Raw genomic sequence first — 19,104 nt, 5'->3', positions numbered from 1 at the left:
CCAAGCGGCTGTCACACGACTTTGTCATGGTTGGCATCGCACTTGCAGGGCTTTCTCTCTGTAAAGCTCGCTCCGGGTCTCCTCCTGCATTGAACTCGGGAGCGCCCGTTCGCTCCATTTGGGGCCCTCGTCACTTCCCCCTGCCCATGCCCGCTCACACACGCCGTCCCTTCCCGCTGCTCATGACCGCCCTCGCGCTGGCCGCCGCCATCACGCTCGCCGGCTGCTCGCGCAACGAGGCCGCCACGCCCAAGGCAGGGGCCGCCGCGCCGGAACGGGAAGTCGGCACCGTCACGCTCAAGCACGAGACGCTGGCGCTGAGCACCGAGCTGCCGGGCCGCACCGCGGCCCCGGTCATCGCCGAGATCCGGCCGCAGGTCGGCGGCATCCTCAAGGAGCGGCTGTTCACCGAAGGCTCGCAGGTCAAGGCCGGCCAGGTGCTCTACCAGCTCGACCCGGCCTCGCTGCAGGCGGCCCATGCCAGCGCGCAGGCCAGCGTGCGCAAGGCCGAGTCGGCGCTCGCCACCGCGCGCACCGTGGCGCGCCGCAATGCCGAGCTGGTGAAGATCGACGCCATCAGCCGCCAGGTGTTCGACGAGACGCAGGCCGCCGAGCAGCAGGCCGAGGCCGACCTCGGCGTGGCGCGCGCGGCCGAGCAGACCGCGCGCATCCAGCTCGGCTACACCCGCATCACCTCGCCGATCAGCGGCTGGGCCGAGCTCTCGAGCGTCACGCCGGGCGCGCTGGTCACGGCCAACCAGGCCACCGCGATGACCACGGTGCAGCAGCTCGACCCGATCCACGTGCACGTCACGCAGTCGAGCAGCGAGCTGCTGCGGCTCAAGCGCGAGCTCGCCAGCGGCCGGCTGCAGCGCGCCAGCGATGCCGAGGCCCGCATCCAGCTGGTGCTCGAGGACGGCAGCAAGTACCCGCACCCCGGGCGCCTGACCTTCAGCGGCGTCACCGTCGATGCCGGCACCGGCAGCGTGACGCTGCGCGCGGTGGTGCCCAACCCCGACCGGCTGCTGATGCCCGGCATGTACGTGCGCGCGGTGCTGCAGGAGGGCGTGAACGCCGCCGCGCTGCTGGTGCCGCAGCAGGCCGTGACGCGCGCGCCCGACGGCAGCGCCTCGGCGCTGGTGATCGATGCCGAGAACAAGGTCGCGAAGCGCCCGATCCAGGTCGGCCGCGCGATCGGCACGCGCTGGCAGGTGCTCGACGGCCTCGCCCCGGGCGATCGCGTGATGACCGAGGGCTCGCAGCGCGTGAAGGTCGGCGACAAGGTCAAGGTGGTCGACCTCGGCGCGCGCGCCGCGGCCGGCCCGGTGGCCGCCGTCGCGCCCGACGCGGCCGATGCCGCCACCGATCCCGTGGCGCGCTGAGGTCGGGCCATGGCGCAGTTCTTCATCGACCGACCCATCTTCGCGTGGGTGCTCTCCATCGTCGTCATGCTCGCGGGCCTGATGGCGATCCGCACGCTGCCGCTCGAGCAGTACCCCGACATCGCGCCGCCGCGCGTGTCGATCAACGCCACCTACACCGGCGCCTCGGCCAAGACGGTCGAGGACTCGGTCACGCAGGTGATCGAGCAGCAGCTCAAGGGGCTGGACAACCTGCTCTACATGCAGTCGACCAGCAACTCCTCGGGCGTGGCCCGGCTGTCGCTGACCTTCAATCCCGGCACCAGCATCGACGTGGCGCAGATGCAGGTGCAGAACAAGCTGCAGCAGGCCATGTCGCGGCTGCCGCAGCAGGTGCAGAGCCGCGGCGTCACCGTCACCAAGGGCGGCAACGACTTCCTGATGATCGTCTCGATGTTCTCGGCCGACGGCAGCGCCTCGGCCGTGGACGTCGGCGACTACATCAGCAGCAACCTGGTCGACGTGATCAGCCGCATCGACGGCGTGGGCGAGGTCCAGACCCTGGGCACCGGCTACGCCATGCGGCTGTGGCTCGACCCCGACAAGCTGCGCAAGTACGCGCTGATGCCGTCTGACGTGAACGCCGCCATCACGGCGCAGAACGCGCAGGTGTCGGCCGGCCAGCTCGGCGCGCTGCCGGCGGCCGCGCAGCAGCAGCTCAACGCCACCATCACCGCGCGCAGCAAGCTGCAGACCGCGGAGCAGTTCGAGAACGTGGTGCTGCGCGTGACGCCCGACGGCGCGGTGGTGCGGCTGAAGGACGTGGCGCGCGTCGAGCTCGGCGCCGAGAATCTCACGGTGCGCTCGCAGCTCGACGGGCGGCCCGGTGCCGGCCTCGGCGTGGTGCTGGCCGACGGCGCCAACGCGGTGCAGGTGGCCGAGGCGGTGAATGCCAAGGTCGAGGAGCTCAAGCCGCTGTTCCCGAACCAGTTGCAGACCTTCGTGAGCTACGACACCACGCCCTTCGTCAGCGCCTCGATCGACGAGGTGGTGAAGGCGCTGCTCGAGGCCATGCTGCTGGTGGTGCTGGTGATGTATGTGTTCCTGCAGAACTTCCGCGCCACGCTGATCCCCGCGATCGCCGTGCCGGTGGTGCTGCTGGGCACCTTCGGCGTGCTGTCGATGGCCGGCTACTCGATCAACACGCTCACCATGTTCGGCATGGTGCTGGCGATCGGCCTGCTGGTGGACGACGCCATCGTGGTGGTCGAGAACGTCGAGCGTGTGATGCACGAGGAAGGCCTCTCGCCCAAGGAGGCCACGCGCAAGTCGATGGCCGAGATCACGCCCGCGCTGGTGGGCATCGCGCTGGTGCTGTCGGCGGTGTTCGTGCCGATGGCCTTCTTCGGCGGCTCCACCGGCGTGATCTACCGCCAGTTCTCGATCACCATCGTCTCGGCGATGGCACTGTCGGTGTTCGTGGCGCTCACGCTCACGCCCGCGCTGTGCGCCACGCTGCTCAAGCCGGTCGCCAAGGGCGGCCATGCGGCACCGCGCGCCGGCCTGCTGGGCCGGGTCGACCGCTTCTTCGCGGCCTTCAACCGCGGCTTCGACCGCAATGCCGCGCGCTACGAGGGCGTGGTTGGCGGCATCGTGCGGCGCGGCAAGCGCAGCATCGTGGTCTACCTGCTGATCGCGGGCGTGATGGCGCTGCTCTTCATGCGGCTGCCGACCTCCTTCCTGCCCGACGAGGACCAGGCCTTCCTGCAGGTGCAGGTGACGCTGCCGCCGGGCGCCTCGAACGCGCGGCTGCAACCGGTGACCGAGCAGGTGCAGCAGTACTTCGCCAAGCAGCCCGAGGTGCTGAGCGTGAACATCCTCACCGGCCAGAACGGCGACCAGAGCTCGGCGCGCGCCTTCGTCAAGCTCAAGGACTGGGCCGAGCGCACCGGAAAGGGCCAGTCGGCCGCCGAGCTCGCGCGGCGCGCCAACAAGGACCTGTCGACGGTGCGCGACGCGCGCGTCTTCGTGCTGCTGCCGCCGGCCGTGCGCGGCCTGGGCGCCAATGCCGGCTTCAACTTCCACCTGAAGGACATCAACGGCCTGGGCCACGACGCGCTGGTGAAGGCGCGCGACCAGGCCATCGACCTGCTGAGCCGCCGGCCCGAAGTGATGAACGTGCGCAGCAACAACCTCGACGACACGCCCGAGTTCGCGGTCGACATCGACGACGCGCGCGCCGGCGCGCTGAGCCTGGCCACCGCCGACATCGACAGCACGCTGTCGAGCGCCATGGGCGGCACCTACATCAACGACTTCCTCGACAAGGGCCGCGTGAAGCGCGTCTACATGCAGGGCGACACCGACTTCCGCATGCTGCCCTCGGACATCGACCGCTGGAGCGTGCGCAACGGCCTGGGCCAGATGGTCTCGTTCCCCGCCTTCTCGAGCTCGCGCTGGAGCTACGGCTCGCCGCAGCTGCAGCGCTACAACGGCAGCCCGAGCTACGAGTTCGTGGGCGATGCCGCGCCGGGCGTGAGCTCGGGCGACGCGATGGCCGCGGTCGAGGAGGTGATGAAGCAGATGCCGCCGGGCATCGGCTACGAATGGACCGGCGCCTCGTTCCAGGAACGGCTGTCGGGCGCGCAGGCGCCGCTGCTCTACGCGATCTCGATCCTGTTCGTGTTCCTGTGCCTCGCCGCGCTCTACGAGAGCTGGTCGGTGCCGTTCTCGGTGATCCTGGTGGTGCCGCTGGGCATCGTGGGCGCGCTGCTGTTCACCAGCCTGCGCGGCCTGAGCAACGACGTGTACTTCCAGGTCGGCCTGCTGACCACCGTGGGGCTGTCGTCGAAGAACGCGATTTTGATCGTGGAGTTCGCCAAGCAGCTGCAGGAACAGGGCAAGAGCGTGCTCGACGCCACGCTGCAGGCGGTGCGCCTGCGGCTGCGCCCGATCCTGATGACCTCGCTGGCCTTCGGCTTCGGCGTGCTGCCGCTGGCCATCGGCACCGGCGCCGGCGCGGGTGGCCGCCAGTCGATCGGCACCGCGGTGCTCGGCGGCATGGTGGTGGGTACCGCGCTCGGCATCTTCTTCGTGCCGCTGTTCTTCGCGCTGATCCGCGGCTGGCTCGCGGGGCGGCGCAAGGCCGCGCCGAAAGACGAGCCCCTCGCGCCCGCGCAGACCGCCGAGCAAGGAGGCCACTGATGCAACGCGCCCTCCCCTTGCGTTCGCTGACGCTCGTCGCCGCGGCCGTGCTCGCGGGCTGCGTCAACCTCGCGCCCGACTACCAGGCGCCCGCGCTGCCGGTGCCGCAGACCCTGCCCTCGGCCAACGTCGAAGCCAGCACGCCGCTCGATGCGGGCTGGCGCGATTTCTTCGTCGAGCCGAAGCTGCGCGGCACCATCGAGCTCGCGCTCGCCAACAACCGCGACCTGCGCGTGGCCGCGCTCAACATCGAGCGCGCGCGTGCCCAGTACGGCATCGCGCGCGCCGGGCTCTTTCCCACCATCGACGCCGGCGCCGGCGGCAGCCGCTCGCGCACGCCGGGCAGCCTCTCGACCGGCGGCGAGCCGCGCTACGCCACGCAATACAGCGCCGACCTCGGCCTCACGAGCTACGAGATCGACCTGTTCGGCCGCGTGCGCAACCTCAGCGAGGCGGCGCTGCAGAGCTTCTTCCAGACCGAGGCCACGCAGCGCGGCACGCAGATCAGCCTGGTGGCCTCGGTCGCCACCGCCTGGCTGCAGCTCGCGGCCGACGAGCAGCGGCTGCAGCTCGCGCGCCACACGCTCGAGAGCCAGCGCCGTTCCTTCGACCTGATCCAGCGCGGCCATGGGCTGGGCGCGCAGTCCGGCCTCGCGCTCGCGCAGGCCCAGAGCACGGTCGATGCGGCGCGCGCCGACGCGGCCGCCTTCGACAGCCAGGTCGAGCAGGACCGCAACGCGCTCGCGCTGCTGGTCGGCGCCACGCCGCCGGCCGAGCTGCTGCCCACGCCGGCCGCGACCGACCCGGGCACCGCCACGGCCGCCACCGCCGAACCCGCGCCCGCCGCGCGGCTGCTGGTGCCGCCGGCCGGCCTGCCCTCGAGCGTGCTGCAGCAGCGGCCCGACGTGCTCGCGGCCGAGCATGCGCTGCGCGCGAGCAACGCCGACATCGGCGCCGCGCGCGCCGCCTTCTTCCCGCGCATCGCGCTCACCGCCTCGGCGGGCACGGCCAGCAGCACGCTGTCGGGCCTGTTCGCCAGCGGCAGCAGCGCCTGGAGCTTCGCGCCCTCGATCAGCGTGCCGATCTTCGATGGCGGCGCCAACCGCGCCAACCTGCGCGTGGCCGAGGCGCAGCAGAAGATCCAGCTCGCGAGCTACGAGAAGACGGTGCAGACCGCGTTCCGCGAAGTGGCCGATGCGCTGGCCGAGCGCCGCACGCTGGCCGAGCGGCTGGACGCGCAGCGCTCGCTGCTCGACGCCACCTCGCGCAGCTTCTCGCTGTCGCAGTCGCTGTTCCGCAGCGGCGCCAGCAGCTACCTCGACGTGCTCGATGCGCAGCGCGCCTACTACGCCGCGCAGCAGACGCTGATCGGCCTGCAGCTCACCGAGCAGACCAACCGGCTCACGATCTACAAGGTGCTGGGCGGGGGCTGGAAGGAGAGCTGAGGCGGTTCAGGCCGAAGCCGCCACGCCCGGCGCCGGCCGCAGCAGCCAGCGCACTTCCTTCGTCTGCTCGCTGTCCGGGTAGCGGTTCTCGAGCGTGGTCAGGATCGGCTGCGCCATGTCCGAGCGGCCCAGCCCCTGCACCAGCACGCGCGCGGCCAGCTCGTAGGCCTGCGGGATCGCGGCATGGCCGCGGAAGCGCCGGTCGAAGCCCGACAGCAGCGCCAAGGTACCGTGGGCATCGCCGCCGCGCCATTCGGCGCGCGCCATCGCGATCACCATCGCGGGGTCCTCGAGCGCGAAGGCCTTGTCCTTCTCGCGGCAGGTCTTGAACACCTTGAGCGCCTCGGACGCGAGGTCGCGCCGCATCAGCAGCGGGATGAAGCGGCGCGCCTGGTCGAGCATCGTGTCCTTCTTGTCGGGCACGAGCGCCAGCACGCGGTGGTAGCGGCGCTGCGCCGCGAGGTCGTCCGAAGGCGCGATGCGCTGTGCCTCGTAGGCGAGGCCGAGCGCGGCCGCGAGGTCGCCGTCGGTGATGCACTGCGCGACCTCGGCGTCGAGGCGCTGCGCCGCGATCTGCTCGGGCGTGCGGCGGTCCACCGGCGCGCCGTCGTCCACGCCGCCGCCGGGCAGCAGGTCGATGCCCAGCGCCGCATGGTGCTGGTACATCACGTAGCCCAGCAGGCTGGCCATCACCCAGCCGAAATAGATGAAGGCGAAGTTGATGATCGGCAGCGCGATGCGCCCGTTCATCACCGGCAGCAGCATGGCGATCGCGATCTGCGCGCCGGTGCTCAGCAGGAACAGGAAGAAGCACAGCAGCGCATAGGGCCAGCCGATGATGCGCATCGTCTCCCACACGTAGCCGGGGTTCATCGCCTGGAAGAAGCTGCACGACTGCACCAGCACGATCACCGCGGCCGGGAAGGTGAAGGACATGACGAACACGCCGACCGTGGCGAGCATCGGGTCGAGCTTGGCCAGCGCGCCGATCGCGATGCCCTGCACCAGCGAGATCGCGAACAGCTTCCACGGCAGGTTGACCCACTCGTCGTCGAGCGTGCGCGGGAAGTCGGCCGAGCGCCAGATGCCGCGCGAGCCCAGCGCCACCACCTTGAAGCCGTAGCGGCTCGCGGCCAGCACGATGCCCAGCTCGATCAGCAGGATCGCCAGCACGTCGGGCAGGAAGAACACCGCCTCGAACAGCAGGCTGCACAGCGCGAGCGCCAGCCCGTACATCAGCGGGCGCATCTGGAACGGGAAGGCGAAGAAGCTGTTGAGGCGGTGCCAGAACGGCGGCGGCGCGGGCCGGTCGTCGTCCTCGCGGATGCGGTCACGGGTGCTCATGGCACGGCCCTCACTTCTTGAAGAAATCGCTCTGCCGCATCGCGCCGGCGCCCTGCAGGCGCACCAGCGTGCTCTGGTCGGAACGCACCAGCCGCACCTGGCCGAGCTCGCGCTCGATGCGCTGCTCGAAGCTGGAGGCGAACTGCATCGCCTGCTCGCCCATCTTGAGCCGGCTGGTGCCCTTGACGATGGCGCTCTTGCGGTCCGAGGCGAGCTCGACCGAATCGAGGTGGTAGTCGTACTCGATGGTCAGGATGCCGCCCATGGCCTCGCCGATCACCTCGAAGGTCTTGAAGCTCTCGCGCGCGGCATCGCAGGCCTGGGCGCGGTTCAGCGTGCTGTCCTGCGACTGGCCGAGCACGGTGGTGCGGTCCTGCACCACGGCCCGGCTGCTGAGCTGCTTGCACAGCCGCTCGGGATTGCGCGAGAGGATGGCGTGCGCCTCCTGCTCGTAGTACTGGCGGACCAGCGGTTCATCGAGCTTGCGACCGCCGATGAAGTAATACCACGCGCCCACGCAGAGCGCGATCACGATCGCGATGTTCCTCATGCTCCGCCCCGCGCGCCGCAGCGCCCCGCTCCTGTTATGTGCGGGGCAGTATACGTTCACAAATGTTTCAAACGACCCACCCAAAAGGGGGGCCGCGCGGGGGCATGAGGCAACGGAAAACCGGGGTCGCGGCCCCGGTCTTCAAGGCGCGCGAGGGCTCAGCCCGCGCGGTAGAAGATGTAGTCGGCCTGGTACTTCACGACCTGCTTCTGGCCCATGTTCGAGGCACCGCAGGCCGCGCCCGGTGCCACGCCGCCCTGGGTCGCCACGCGCTGGATGTAGCTCACGTTCTGCATGGCACCGGCGCCCGTGGCGGGGTTGGCCTTCACGAGCTGGTGCGGGATGTTGCCGGTGCCGTTCGGAGCGACGGCGACCTGCGTGGCCGTGACCTTCGAGCCGTCGGCGCTTTCCCAGGTGGCGGGCGGGCCGTAGTACTTGCCGACCTGCTTGCCGGCGCGGTCCCACAGCTTCGCATCGGGGCCGACGAAGAACCACTCGTACTGGCCGGCGGCGTTGGCCTTGACGCGGCATTCGTAGGTGATGTCGCCGGTGCCCACGGTTTCCATGGCCACCGAGTGGCCGGCCGGCACCTTCACCGCGTCGGGCAGGGAGGCCTGCGAGAACGTCGCGGCGGACTTGGCGCCCATGCCGGAGCAGGCGGCGAGCCCAACCACGGCCAGCGCGGCGGCCAGGGCGTTCAGGGTGCGGATGTGCATGATCGTTTCCTTTTTCAGATCGGCTTCGGGAGAGGTGAAAGAAGAAGCGGTCCGTTGTTGTCGTGAGTTTCGACGGCCTCTTGCGCCTGTACGCGCGCGGTGGGCCGATGGATTCAGCCGGCGCCAAAAACCGGTTGAATCCGGCGCCGCGGCGCGGGCGTATTCCAGGGATGGAAAGCGATGCCCCACAATCCGCGCATGACCGCACCCAGCCCCGACGCCGAGCTGATGGCGCTGATCGACCGGATCGGCCATCGCGACGAAGCCGCCCTGCGCATCCTGTACGACCGGACCGCCCCCAAGCTCATGGGCCTCGCGATGCGCGTGGTGCGCCAGCGCGAATGGGCCGAGGACGTGCTGCAGGAGAGCTTTCTCACCGTCTGGCGCGTGGCCGGCGACTACCGCGCCAGCCTGAGCCCGCCGCTGGCCTGGCTCGGGCTGATCGTGCGCAGCCGCGCGCTCGACCTGCTGCGCCGCCGCACCGCCGACCGGGCCCAGCTCACGCAGGAATTCGACGAGCTGTTGGCCGACACCCTCGAATCCGATGCACCGAACCCGGCCGACACGGCCGATGCCAGCGAGCAGGCCTGGGCGCTGCACCAGTGCCTGAGCCAGCTCGAGGGCCGGCAGCGCGAGGTGGTCAGCCTGGCCTACCTGCGCGAGCTCAGCCATGGCGAACTGGCCGACCAGCTCAAGCTGCCGCTGGGCACGGTCAAGACCTGGATCCGGCGCGGCCTGGAGAAACTGCGCGTCTGCATGGGACGCTTCGCGTAGGCGCAGAGAAAGTAGCCCCGCCATGAAACTCACCGCCCATCCCGAACTGCTGGAGCTGCTGGCCGCGAGCCACGCGCTCGGCACCCTGCGCGGCGGCGCGCGCCGCCGCTTCGAGACCCTCGCGCGCGAACAGGCGCCGGTGCGCGCCGCCGCGCTGGTCTGGCAGGGCCGCCTGGCCAGCATGACCGAGCTGCAGAGCCCGGTCGTGCCCGATCCGGCCGTCTGGACCCGCATCCGCAACATGATCGACGCCGAGCAGGCCCAGCTCGCGCTGGCCCGCCAGCGCGAAGCGGCCAGCGCCGCCCAGCAGCGCAAACCCGCGGGCGGCTGGCTCGGCAGCCTCGCGCTGTGGCGCGGCGCGACCGCGGCCGGCGCGCTGGCCACGGTGCTTGCGGTCACGGTCGGCCTGAACCTGCGCGACCAGCTGCTGAATGCACCGGCGGTGCAGTACGTGGCGGTGCTGTCCGACGACAAGGACGCGGCCTCGATGCTCGTGACCTTCGATCCGAAGAAGCGCCAGCTGGTGCTGCAGCGCGTGGGCGGCTTCAACGAAGGCGCCGACAAGTCGCTGCAGCTGTGGGCCCTGCCGCCGGGCGGCGCGCCGCGCTCGCTGGGCGTGCTCGACCGCGCGCCGGGCCTGCGGCTGCCGGCCAGCGAAGCCGACGTGCGCGCCGTGCCCACGCTCGCGATCAGCCTCGAGCCCAAGGGCGGCGTGCCGAGCGAAGGCGGGCCGACCGGCCCGGTGCTCTTCAAGGGCGCGCTGATCGAGAAGACAATCTGAGGCCTGGCGGGCGCCGCGCGCGGCGCCCGTTCCCTGCCCAGCTTCGGCTTTTCCGATGGTCCGCCTGCCCGCTTTTCCTTCCCGCTCCATGTTCTCGATGAAGACCGCGCTCGCCGCGCTGGCCCTGCTGGCGGCCTCGTTCGCCGCCCAGGCCCAGGCACCCGTCACCGCCCCGGCACCCGCCGCCAGCTTCGACCCGGTCGTCTCCTCGGCCGACTACCTCGCCGCGCGCGTGCGCTGGCACCGCGAGCTCGAGGCCTTCGCGCGCGCCGATCAGGACGGCCTGCCGCCGCCCGGCGGCGTGGTGTTCGTGGGCAGTTCCACGGTGCGCATGTGGACCCGCCTCTCGCAGGACTTCGCCGGCGTGCCCGGCATCGTCAACCGCGGCTTCGGCGGCTCCACCCTGGCCGACTGCAGCCTGTTCGCGCACGACCTGGTGGTGCGCTACCGGCCGCGCCAGGTGATCGTCTACGCGGGCGACAACGACCTCGCCGAGGGCCGCACGCCGCTGCAGGTGCTCGATGCCTTCGTGCGCTTCGCCAACGTGGTGCGCAACGAGCTGCCCGATGCGCGCATCAGCTTCGTCTCGGTCAAGCCCAGCCCCTCGCGCGAGCACCTGATGCCGCTGATCCGCGAGACCAACCACATGGTCTCGGCCTACCTCAACCGGCTGCCCAACAGCGAGTACATCGATATCTTCACGCCGATGCTCGGGGCCGACGGCAAGCCGCGGCCCGAGCTGTTCCGCGGCGACCGGCTGCACATGACCGACGAGGGCTACCGGCTGTGGCAGTCGGTGATCGCCTCGCACCTCGTGCCGGCGCATTGAAGCCGCCGAAGCCCGGCCGGGCCATTTCGAATTCTTTCGACTCCATTTCTCACCCTTCCCTGCCTCGGCACGGCCTTGTCCTACAGCGCGACTGAGGGAAACGGTCTTCGAAGTTTCATGACGGCTCGGTAGAAAGGGGGCCTGTTCCACGCCTGCCGCGCCGGTGCGCGGCCATGGCGGCGGCGACGACTTCAGGGAGATCGAATCCATGCCGAGCGCATCGCGAGCCACGCGCGTCCTGCGAGTCACCTCGAGCGCCATGCCGCAATGGGGCAACGCGCCGGCGCTCGAGCCGGTGGCCATCGAGGGCAGCGAGGGACTGAGCCAGCTCTACGCCTACACGGTCACGCTGACCACGCCCGAGCAGCCGGGCTTCAACGAACGCCAGGCCGCCAACGTCGCGATCAAGCAGCTCGTGGGCGAGCCGCTCGCGGTGCACATCCTGCTCGACGGCCGGCCCGGCGCGGGCGGCGGCGAGCGTCACATCGCGGGCCTGGTCACGCGCGTGCGCTTCCTGCGGCTGGAGAACCGCCGCGCGCTCTACGAGGCGGTGATCGAGCCCTGGCTCACGCTCGCCACGCGCAGCAGCGACTACCGCATCTTCCAGCACAAGACCGTGCTCGACATCGTGCGCGAGGTGCTCTCGCCCTACGGCCTGCCGCTCGACATCCGCAGTTCGCAGAGCTATCCGCCGCGCGACTTCCAGGTGCAGTACGGCGAGACCGACTTCGACTTCGTCGCGCGGCTGCTGCACGAGTGGGGCCTGTACTTCTGGTTCGAGCATGCGCAGGACAAGCACACGCTGGTGATCGTCGACGAGATGGGCGCGCACCAGCCGTTCGCGAACGCGGCCTACGAGAAGATCCCGTTCCACGCCGCCGAGGACACGGTGCGCGAGGAGCACTGCGACAGCTTCTGCGCCTTCGAGGCGCTGCAGAGCGGGCGCTGGGTGACCGACGACTTCGACTTCGAGCGGCCCAAGGCGCGGCTGCAGCAGGTCAGCGCGATGCCGCGCAAGACCGCGCAGAACGAACGCGAGCGCTATGCCTGGCCCGGCGACTACACGGCCGAGTCCGAGGGCGAGCAGCTGGTGCGCCGGCGCATGGAAGAAACCGGCAGCCGTGGCGAACGCGCGAGCGGCTCGGGCAATCTGCGCGCCGTGGTGCCGGGCTGCACCTTCACGCTCGAGCGCCATCCGCAGAACGAGGCCAACCGCGCCTACCTCGTCACCGCCGCGCGGCTGCGCCTGCAGGAGCCGGGCGAGGCCTCGGGGCAGGAACAGTTCGAGTGCCGCGTCGACTTCGAGGTGATCCCCACCAGCAAGGTCTACCGCGCCGACGTGCCCACTGTCCCGCGCCCGCGCACCACGGGCCCGCAGACCGCCATCGTCACCGGCCCGGCCGGGCGCGAGCTCTGGACCGACCAGTACGGCCGCGTGAAGCTGAGCTTCCACTGGAACCGCTACTGCCCGAAGGACGAGAACAGCTCGTGCTGGGTCCGCGTCTCCTCGCCCTGGGCCGGCACCAACTTCGGCGGCATCCAGATCCCGCGCATCGGCCAGGAGGTGATCGTCGACTTCGAGAACGGCGATCCCGACCGGCCGATCGTCACCGGTCGCGTCTACAACGCCGACAACATGCCGCCGTGGGACCTGCCGGCCAACGCCACGCAGAGCGGCCTGCTGTCGCGCAGCTCGGAAGGCGCGACCGATGCCAATGCCAACGCCTTCCGCTTCGAGGACAAGAAGGGCGCCGAGCAGGTGTGGCTGCATGCCGAGCGCAACCAGGACATCGAGGTCGAGCACGACGAGACGCACTGGGTCGGCCACGACCGCGCCAAGACCATCGACCACGACGAGACGGTGCAGGTGGGCCACGACCGCACCGAGAACGTCGGCCACGACGAGACCATCACCATCGGCAACAACCGCGTCGAGACGATCAAGGCCAACGAGCTGCTGACGGTGCTGCAGAACATGAACCGCTTCGTCGCACTGACCTCCTCCGAGGAGGTCGGCATCGCCAAGACCTCGCTGGTCGGCCTGACGCAGACGGTGGCGGTCGGCAAGAGCAAGACCGAGACCATCGGCGAGGACTTCTCGCTCGACGTGGGCGAGACGCTGGTGATCACCGTCGGCAAGAGCCGGCTCGAGATGACCAAGGACGGCCAGGTGACCCTGACCGGCACGCGCTTCGACTTCCGCGCCGCGGGGCCGGTGCGCATCAACGGCCACGTCATCGACCTCTGCTGAGCATGGCGCTCGACCCCAAGGCCGGTGCCTCGCTTGCCAAGCCCGCCGGGCTCGATGGCCTCGGCACGGCGCTGCCCTCGGGCGCGACGGGACGCATCGCGCGCGTCGCGGTGATCGTGGGCAAGCCCCGGCCGCAGACGCCGGCCAGCGATCCGCCGCCCGAGGCGGGCCGCGACGTCGGCCAGGCGCTGGTGGTGTGCACCTCGCCCGACGTCTGCAAGACGCCGATCGGCTCGTCCACCCCGCCCATCCCCTACCAGATCACCGGCCGGCTCGGCGACGATGCCAACGCCTCGCGCAACGTCTTCCTGACCTCGCTCAAGGCCTTCAAGTTCGACAGCCAGGTCACGCACGTCACGGGCGACGAGCCGGGCGCGGCCAAGGGCATCAGTTCGGGCACGGTGGGCGACATCGCCGAGCCCAAGACCGCCTCGACGGTGGTGCGGGTCAACGGCCAGTGGCTGGTGCGCGACGGCGACAGCTTCTGGATGAACAAGCGCAACACCGGCGGCGAGCTGATCTACAAGAAGGACCGCGGCAAGCGCTGGCCGCCCGAGGACCGGCCGGCGATCGACGACAGCGAAGCCGAGGCCCTGCTGGCCAAGGCGCAGGCCGATGGCGCCGAGATCGCCTACTACGGCAGCGACGACGAGAAGACCGGCAAGGCGAAGATCGCCAGCGCCGCCAACCTGTCGGGCTACAGCTCGCTGCTGCGCGCCTCGCTGGGCGAGCAGCCGGTGCAGCTGGCCTTCCTCGACACCGGCAAGACGCCGACCGTCACCGACATGCCCAAGTGGCGCCCGCCGGCGACCATGCCGCGCCCCCGGCTGCCCAAGCCCACGGGCGGCGGCAAGGGCAACCTGATCGCGGTCATCGTGCTGGTGGTGATGCCGATCGGCGACCACTACGCGGCCATTTACGAGGCGAAAAAGGCGCTGACCGGCATCACGCCGCAGACCCCGCGCGAACAGTCGCTCTACGACCAGGCGGTGGACCAGCTCGCCGCCTACAAGCAGGACTACGCCAGCAGCAACTTCCTCGAGTCGCTGCTGCCCTGGGAATCGAAGGGCTTCCATGCCTACGACGCCAAGGTGCGCGATTCGCTCGAGCAGCAGATCGCCGAGGAGCGCGCCCGGGCCAAGGAGACCACCACCGCCCCCGCGCCGGCCACCGACACCAGCGGCGGCGGCGGCAAGGACGGCACCCGCATCACCGGCGACAAGGACGACTGCGAGCCCGAGCCCTACGACGAGAACAAGTGCGGCGACGGCGAGGCCGCGCACCACGTCGTGCCCGACTTCATCCTGCGCGTGGGCACCCGCCTCGACCCGGGCGTGCGCATGCCCGGCGCGCCCTCGCTCGACAAGGGGCCGTCGATCTGCCTGAACAAGGACGACCATGCCGAAGTCCATCGGAAGATCTCCGAAGGCATGCGCGCGAAAATAGGCAGCAACGGCACGGTCACGCTGAAGGATGTCCTGGACATCTCGATCGACGCGCTGGACGAGGTCAAGCCCGATTGCAAGCGGCAGTTCGAGCAGCCGATCCGGGACGCCTTCAAGACCATCCCCGACGAAATGCTCGGACGGGGCCTGACGAAGACCTCCGCCGAACTGCGCGAACTGCTGCAGAACGCGTGGCGCGTGGAATGACGACGAGAAAGCACCGAGCACGACGATGACGCCCCTGACCCAACCCGACCGGATACGGCTGCAGATCGAGGCCGCGGCGCCGCGCGGACGCGACGATCTCTTCCTCGCCTGCTCGAACGCCGACGCGCGCTTCGAGGGCTTCGCGCGCCTGTGCCAGTACCGCGCGGGCCACGATCCGCTCTGGCGCTCCACCGACCTGCCGGCCACGGTCGTCGACGGCCTCTTCTTCTCGCCCCCGCCCGGCGACCCCGGCGCGGCCGCGGCCTTCGTCTTCCTCACCGAGGAAGGCGACGTGATGCAGCTGCCGCCCGGCGGCGAGGCCATGACCGAGCGCATCGAAGGCGCCGGCCTCTGGAGCGACGACTCCGAAGGCTGGGGCAGCATGATCGCGCTGGCCCAGATCGGCGGGCGGCTCCATGCCTGCGGCGGCGGCGGCCAGATCTATCGCCGGACGAAGCCGGGGGCCTGGGAACACATGGACACCGGGCTGCTGCGCGAGAAGGGCGAGAAGAAGAGCATCAGCTTCAAGGCGATCGCCGGCGCGAACGAGCAGGAGGTCTACGCGGGCGGCTGGTTCCAGAACGTGAACGACGGCGTGCTGTACTGCGGCGACGGCCGACGGCCGTGGAAAGCCGTCGCCAGCGGCATGCCGGCCATCTCGCGCATCCATGTCGAGCGCGAGGACTCGGTCTGGGCCTGCGGCCGCGGCGGCACGCTGCTGCACGGCAACCATGTCGACGGCTTCCAGGACGTCTCGGCGCTCGACGACACGCGCGCCTATGTCGACGTGACAAGCTACGACGGCCAGATCTTCCTGGCCACCGAGACCGGCCTCTACCTGCATGCCAACGGCGCGACGCACCGCATCCGCACCCGGCTCGACCCCGAGTACGAGGATGGCCACCTGCTGCGCGTGGTCGACGGCGTGCTCTGGTCGATCGGCTACGCCGACATCGCGCGCTTCGACGGCACGGCCTGGGAGCGCATCCCCTTCCCCGGCAATCCGCCGATCCGCTGAGGCGCCATGGCCATGGCCTTGTGGAAGCGCGAGATCGACTGGATGGACGAGGCCGCGCAGCGCATCGGCTGCTGCGGCATCGCCGAGTGGCTGGCCGACTTCGCGGCCTGGGCGCAGCTCGCGCCCACCGGATGCCCGCCGGCCGAGCTCGCGGCCCGGGCCGACTACGCGAGCGCGTCGAACGGCCTGCGGGTGGCGCTGGTCCATCCCTTCGCCGATCGCGTCGCCCAGGCCGACCCGCAGGCCTGGGTGCTCTACGACCTGCAGCTCGATGCCGCCGCGCTGCCGCTGCCCTTCGGCCTCGACGCGCGCGGCGAAACGCCGCAGGGCGCGCGCCGCAAGCTCTCGGCCGACACCGCCTTCGGCCGCCCGATCGACCTGCGCGACGGCAACCACCGCATCGTCCACTACCTGCCCGACGGCCGCGTGGTGGGCGTGATCTTCAAGCCGGCGATGGTCGGCATCGAGGGGCTGCACCTGCAGCGCCTCGGGGCCATGCCGGACTTCCGCACGCTGGCGACGCCGGGCGCCACGCCATGAGCGATCCGCACGCCGCCTTCCTGCCGGCCCGGCCCGCGCCCACCGCGGACGGCATCGACGACAGCCACGGCCCGGCCCTGCGCATCGACACCCGCGGCATGCATTGCCCGCAGCCCATGCTGCGGCTGCGCAAGGCGATCGCGCGCAGCGCGCCGGGCCAGCTGCTGGTGCTCGCGGTCGACGATCCCGTGGCCTTCGAGAGTCTGGCCGACGCGCTGCCCGCGCTGCCGGTCCAGTTGCTGGGCAGCCAGCGCGACGGCGCCTGCCGCATCTACACGCTGCTGCGACGCTGAGCATGGCGCCCGACCTCGACAACCACACGCCCTTTTCCGCGCTCGCCTTCTCCCAGTTCCACCGCGACGGCACCGACATGGCCGTGCTCGCGGTGCGCGGCAGCTTCCACCTGGTGCCGGGCCAGCCGCTCGCGCTGGCGCCGCGCCAGGCCGCGCTGGAACTGGCCGACCGCTACGACGGCGACCCGGCCGACGGCCTGCTGGTGCGCTGCTGCGACCTCGTGCCGCACAAGCCGGCCGCCGATCTCACGATCCTCGGCTCGGGCTGGGCGCCGCGCGGCGAGGCGGCCGCGTCGTGGCTCGTGGGCGCGCGGCTGGGGCGGCTCGAGAAGCTGGTGCGCGTGCATGGCCCGAGGCGCTGGTGTCCCGTTCGGCGCGATCCGCCCGAGGACGGCGAGAAGCGCGACGCCGGCTGGACGCTGTCGGCACCGCAGCCCGCGCGCGCCGTGCCGCTGGCCTGGCGCGAGGCCTTTGGCGGCCCGGTCCCCGGCAGTTCGCCCCCGGACGTGCACCGCGCCAATCCGCTGGGCCGCGGCATCGTCGATGCCGCGCATTGCGACGCCGCGGCCGAGTGGCCAGCGCCCGCGATCGAGGATCCCTCCGACCCCATCGCCGACTGGCGCCGCCACGACCACGTGCCGCAGGGCTTCGCGCCGCTGCCGCCGGTGTGGCGCCCGCGCCAGCGGCATGCGGGCCGCTACGACGACGACTGGCTCGCGCGCAAGCATCCGCTGCTGCCCGACGACTTCGACTACCGCTTCTACCAGTACGCCGCGCCGGGCCTGGTGCACGAGGCGCCGCTCGCGGGCGACGAGGAGCTGCAGCTGCTGCACATGCATCCCGACCATGCGCATGTGCAGGTCTGGCTGCCCGGCGTTCGGCTGAGCACGACCGTGCAGCGCGAGGACCAGACCTCCGAGACTGTGCCGCTGATGCTCGACGGCGTGCATGTCGACCTGCGCGGCGGCCTCGCGCAGGTGTTCCTGACCTGGCGCTGCTGGGTGCCCAAGCGCGGGGGCGTCGCCCACATGGCGCTGCACGCGGTGGACCCCGACGCCCTGCTCGCCGCGGCAAGCCGGTCGGCCCGCCACGAACCGCTGGCCGGGTACTAGGCTCGCGCCGGCTGGGTCGGCACCTCGTCCGCCGGCGGCGGCACGTCGGCGCCGCGCGAGACGCGCGCCACCAGGTACATGCCCGTGAACACCGCCGCCAGCAGCAGCGCGTCGCCCCACCAGGGCCGCGCGGTCTGGCTGTCGCCATAGAAGGCCAGCACCAGCAGCACGGCCACCAGGTGGGCGCAGAACACCGGCAGCGAGGCCGAGCCCATGGCCTCGAGCCAGCCCAGGCGCGGCAGCTTGCGCATCAGCCAGGGACCGAAGCGCACCGCGAGGATGCCCAGCGCCACGAGGTTGACCAGCCGCAGCGGCCCGAGCAGCCACTTGTCGAACAGCAGGTTGCGTTCCACGTCGCCACCGAACGGCGCCTGGCCGTTGATGCCGGTGTGGCGCCAGTAGAAGCAGTACAGCGCCACGCCCGCCGCCAGCACCAGCAGCCAGGCCGGAAAGCGCAGCGGCCGCATGCCCGGCGCATTGCGGCTGGCGCCGATGGCCAGCCCCGAGAACCAGAGGAACTGCCAGGCGTAGGTGTTGAAGGCGCCCATCTCGTGGTACGGCACCGGCAGGCCCAGGTGGCGCACCGCCAGCCCGTAGACCCATTCGCTGAAGCCGAACTGCGCCGCCGCCCACAGCGCCGCGCTCACCGCCATCACCGGCAGCCAGCCATGGCGCATCGCGAAGGCCAGCACCCAGGGGCTCATGAGCATGAAAAAGATGTACATCGGCAGGATGTCGAGCAGCGCCGGCTCGTACACCAGCAGCAGCCCGTAGAGGAAGCCGTCGCGCGGCGCCGCCAGGTAGTAGGAGACCAGGTTCTTCACCGCCGGCTGGTCGATGTGCAGGCCCACGCCGGTGATCACGGTGAACAGGAACAGCAGGGTGGCCGCATGGCAGAGGTAGACCTTGACCACGCGGCGCCAGAACGCGCTGCGCATCGACTCGACCCCGCGCACATGGCCGATGCGGCTGTAGACCAGGCCCGCGACGAAGGCCGACAGCAGCACGAAGCCCTCGGCCGCCGAGACGAAGCCGAAGGGCTGGCCCAGCGGGTCCGTCAGCCGTGTCGGCAGGTGGGTGACGGTCATCAGCACGAGCATCAGCCCGCGCAAGGCGTCGATTTCCCAGTAGCGTTTCATCGGTTGGCGGCGGTTTCCTGACTTCGTCCGCGCGACGCTCGCCCGGGGTGAGCGATTGTAAGAAGAAGGGGCGACTTCGCAGGCTCCGGCCCCCC

General features: G+C 70.9%; 16 protein-coding genes. 12 read left to right on the top strand and 4 right to left on the bottom strand.

Annotated elements, in window-relative coordinates:
* Nucleotides 1-146: 146 nt before the first annotated feature.
* Genes AC07RM_RS28910 through AC07RM_RS28900 form a run of 3 tightly spaced genes read left to right on the top strand, consistent with a single transcriptional unit; the run spans nt 147 to nt 6,010 of the window.
* A complete protein-coding gene (locus tag AC07RM_RS28910; RefSeq protein WP_208510624.1) occupies nt 147-1,382 on the top strand; it encodes an efflux RND transporter periplasmic adaptor subunit in 1,236 nt (411 codons plus the stop codon).
* Between the two features lie 9 nt (nt 1,383-1,391).
* Nucleotides 1,392-4,565: an efflux RND transporter permease subunit gene (locus AC07RM_RS28905; RefSeq protein WP_296780011.1), complete on the top strand. Its 3,174-nt coding sequence runs from the start codon at nt 1,392-1,394 to the stop codon at nt 4,563-4,565.
* Nucleotides 4,565-6,010, top strand: a complete 1,446-nt coding sequence (locus AC07RM_RS28900) for an efflux transporter outer membrane subunit (RefSeq protein ID WP_495336734.1) — start codon at nt 4,565-4,567, stop codon at nt 6,008-6,010. The genes AC07RM_RS28905 and AC07RM_RS28900 overlap by 1 nt, the downstream gene beginning before the upstream one ends.
* Nucleotides 6,011-6,016: 6 nt before the next feature.
* On the opposite strand, the gene AC07RM_RS28895 is transcribed toward AC07RM_RS28900, so the two are convergent.
* The 3 genes from AC07RM_RS28895 to AC07RM_RS28885 all read right to left on the bottom strand — a co-directional run bounded on the left by AC07RM_RS28895 (nt 6,017) and on the right by AC07RM_RS28885 (nt 8,620).
* A complete protein-coding gene (locus AC07RM_RS28895; protein WP_495336733.1) occupies nt 6,017-7,354 on the bottom strand; it encodes a hypothetical protein in 1,338 nt (445 codons plus the stop codon).
* A gap of 10 nt (nt 7,355-7,364) precedes the next feature.
* On the bottom strand, nt 7,365-7,904 hold the full coding sequence (locus AC07RM_RS28890; RefSeq protein WP_495336732.1) for a hypothetical protein: 540 nt from the start codon (nt 7,902-7,904) through the stop codon (nt 7,365-7,367).
* Nucleotides 7,905-8,062: 158 nt separating this feature from the next.
* Nucleotides 8,063-8,620: a DUF3455 domain-containing protein gene (locus AC07RM_RS28885; protein ID WP_495336731.1), complete on the bottom strand. Its 558-nt coding sequence runs from the start codon at nt 8,618-8,620 to the stop codon at nt 8,063-8,065.
* Between the two features lie 198 nt (nt 8,621-8,818).
* On the opposite strand from AC07RM_RS28885, the gene AC07RM_RS28880 reads away from it, so the two are divergent.
* The 9 genes from AC07RM_RS28880 (at nt 8,819) to AC07RM_RS28840 (ending at nt 17,870) form a co-directional block, all read left to right on the top strand.
* Nucleotides 8,819-9,394, top strand: a complete 576-nt coding sequence (locus tag AC07RM_RS28880) for an RNA polymerase sigma factor (protein WP_256222759.1) — start codon at nt 8,819-8,821, stop codon at nt 9,392-9,394.
* 22 nt (nt 9,395-9,416) lie between these two features.
* Nucleotides 9,417-10,175, top strand: a complete 759-nt coding sequence (locus AC07RM_RS28875; RefSeq protein WP_495336730.1) for an anti-sigma factor — start codon at nt 9,417-9,419, stop codon at nt 10,173-10,175.
* Between the two features lie 88 nt (nt 10,176-10,263).
* Nucleotides 10,264-11,004, top strand: coding sequence for an SGNH/GDSL hydrolase family protein (locus AC07RM_RS28870; protein WP_495336729.1), 741 nt, complete (start codon nt 10,264-10,266; stop codon nt 11,002-11,004).
* Between the two features lie 208 nt (nt 11,005-11,212).
* Nucleotides 11,213-13,255, top strand: coding sequence for a type VI secretion system Vgr family protein (locus tag AC07RM_RS28865; protein WP_490878698.1), 2,043 nt, complete (start codon nt 11,213-11,215; stop codon nt 13,253-13,255).
* Between the two features lie 2 nt (nt 13,256-13,257).
* Nucleotides 13,258-14,907 (top strand): DUF4150 domain-containing protein, encoded by a 1,650-nt coding sequence (locus tag AC07RM_RS28860; protein WP_398495909.1) that lies wholly within the window; start codon nt 13,258-13,260, stop codon nt 14,905-14,907.
* Between the two features lie 25 nt (nt 14,908-14,932).
* Entirely contained in the window at nt 14,933-15,925 is a 993-nt protein-coding gene (locus AC07RM_RS28855; RefSeq protein ID WP_495336728.1) for a beta propeller repeat protein, read from the top strand.
* A gap of 12 nt (nt 15,926-15,937) precedes the next feature.
* Nucleotides 15,938-16,465 (top strand): hypothetical protein, encoded by a 528-nt coding sequence (locus tag AC07RM_RS28850; protein ID WP_495336727.1) that lies wholly within the window; start codon nt 15,938-15,940, stop codon nt 16,463-16,465.
* The gene (locus AC07RM_RS28845) at nt 16,462-16,758 is read left to right on the top strand and encodes a sulfurtransferase TusA family protein (RefSeq protein WP_495336726.1); all 297 of its coding nucleotides are present in this window, start codon (nt 16,462-16,464) and stop codon (nt 16,756-16,758) included. The genes AC07RM_RS28850 and AC07RM_RS28845 overlap by 4 nt, the downstream gene beginning before the upstream one ends.
* A 2-nt stretch (nt 16,759-16,760) precedes the next feature.
* Nucleotides 16,761-17,870 (top strand): DUF2169 family type VI secretion system accessory protein, encoded by a 1,110-nt coding sequence (locus AC07RM_RS28840; RefSeq protein ID WP_495336725.1) that lies wholly within the window; start codon nt 16,761-16,763, stop codon nt 17,868-17,870.
* On the opposite strand, the gene opgC is transcribed toward AC07RM_RS28840, so the two are convergent.
* Complete coding sequence (gene opgC, locus AC07RM_RS28835; RefSeq protein WP_495336724.1) at nt 17,867-19,009, bottom strand: OpgC domain-containing protein; 1,143 nt, start codon at nt 19,007-19,009, stop codon at nt 17,867-17,869. The two genes, AC07RM_RS28840 and opgC, sit on opposite strands and share 4 nt — an antisense overlap.
* Nucleotides 19,010-19,104: the final 95 nt, after the last annotated feature.

It is taken from the genome of Variovorax sp. GW821-FHT09B05, from assembly GCF_059418265.1.
Note: the sequence above shows the minus strand (reverse complement) of the source record. Positions and strands in the feature narration are given on the sequence as shown.

Bases quoted from the DNA above. Each gene is read 5' to 3' on its own strand.
- AC07RM_RS28895 (WP_495336733.1), bottom strand. From the start codon at position 7,354: ATGAGCACCCGTGACCGCATCCGCGAGGACGACGACCGGCCCGCGCCG.
- AC07RM_RS28875 (WP_495336730.1), top strand. From the start codon at position 9,417: ATGAAACTCACCGCCCATCCCGAACTGCTGGAGCTGCTGGCCGCGAGC.
- AC07RM_RS28905 (WP_296780011.1), top strand. From the start codon at position 1,392: ATGGCGCAGTTCTTCATCGACCGACCCATCTTCGCGTGGGTGCTCTCC.
- AC07RM_RS28850 (WP_495336727.1), top strand. From the start codon at position 15,938: ATGGCCTTGTGGAAGCGCGAGATCGACTGGATGGACGAGGCCGCGCAG.
- AC07RM_RS28885 (WP_495336731.1), bottom strand. From the start codon at position 8,620: ATGCACATCCGCACCCTGAACGCCCTGGCCGCCGCGCTGGCCGTGGTT.
- AC07RM_RS28845 (WP_495336726.1), top strand. From the start codon at position 16,462: ATGAGCGATCCGCACGCCGCCTTCCTGCCGGCCCGGCCCGCGCCCACC.
- AC07RM_RS28890 (WP_495336732.1), bottom strand. From the start codon at position 7,904: ATGAGGAACATCGCGATCGTGATCGCGCTCTGCGTGGGCGCGTGGTAT.
- AC07RM_RS28860 (WP_398495909.1), top strand. From the start codon at position 13,258: ATGGCGCTCGACCCCAAGGCCGGTGCCTCGCTTGCCAAGCCCGCCGGG.
- AC07RM_RS28865 (WP_490878698.1), top strand. From the start codon at position 11,213: ATGCCGAGCGCATCGCGAGCCACGCGCGTCCTGCGAGTCACCTCGAGC.
- AC07RM_RS28855 (WP_495336728.1), top strand. From the start codon at position 14,933: ATGACGCCCCTGACCCAACCCGACCGGATACGGCTGCAGATCGAGGCC.
- AC07RM_RS28900 (WP_495336734.1), top strand. From the start codon at position 4,565: ATGCAACGCGCCCTCCCCTTGCGTTCGCTGACGCTCGTCGCCGCGGCC.
- AC07RM_RS28880 (WP_256222759.1), top strand. From the start codon at position 8,819: ATGACCGCACCCAGCCCCGACGCCGAGCTGATGGCGCTGATCGACCGG.
- AC07RM_RS28840 (WP_495336725.1), top strand. From the start codon at position 16,761: ATGGCGCCCGACCTCGACAACCACACGCCCTTTTCCGCGCTCGCCTTC.
- opgC (WP_495336724.1), bottom strand. From the start codon at position 19,009: ATGAAACGCTACTGGGAAATCGACGCCTTGCGCGGGCTGATGCTCGTG.
- AC07RM_RS28870 (WP_495336729.1), top strand. From the start codon at position 10,264: ATGTTCTCGATGAAGACCGCGCTCGCCGCGCTGGCCCTGCTGGCGGCC.
- AC07RM_RS28910 (WP_208510624.1), top strand. From the start codon at position 147: ATGCCCGCTCACACACGCCGTCCCTTCCCGCTGCTCATGACCGCCCTC.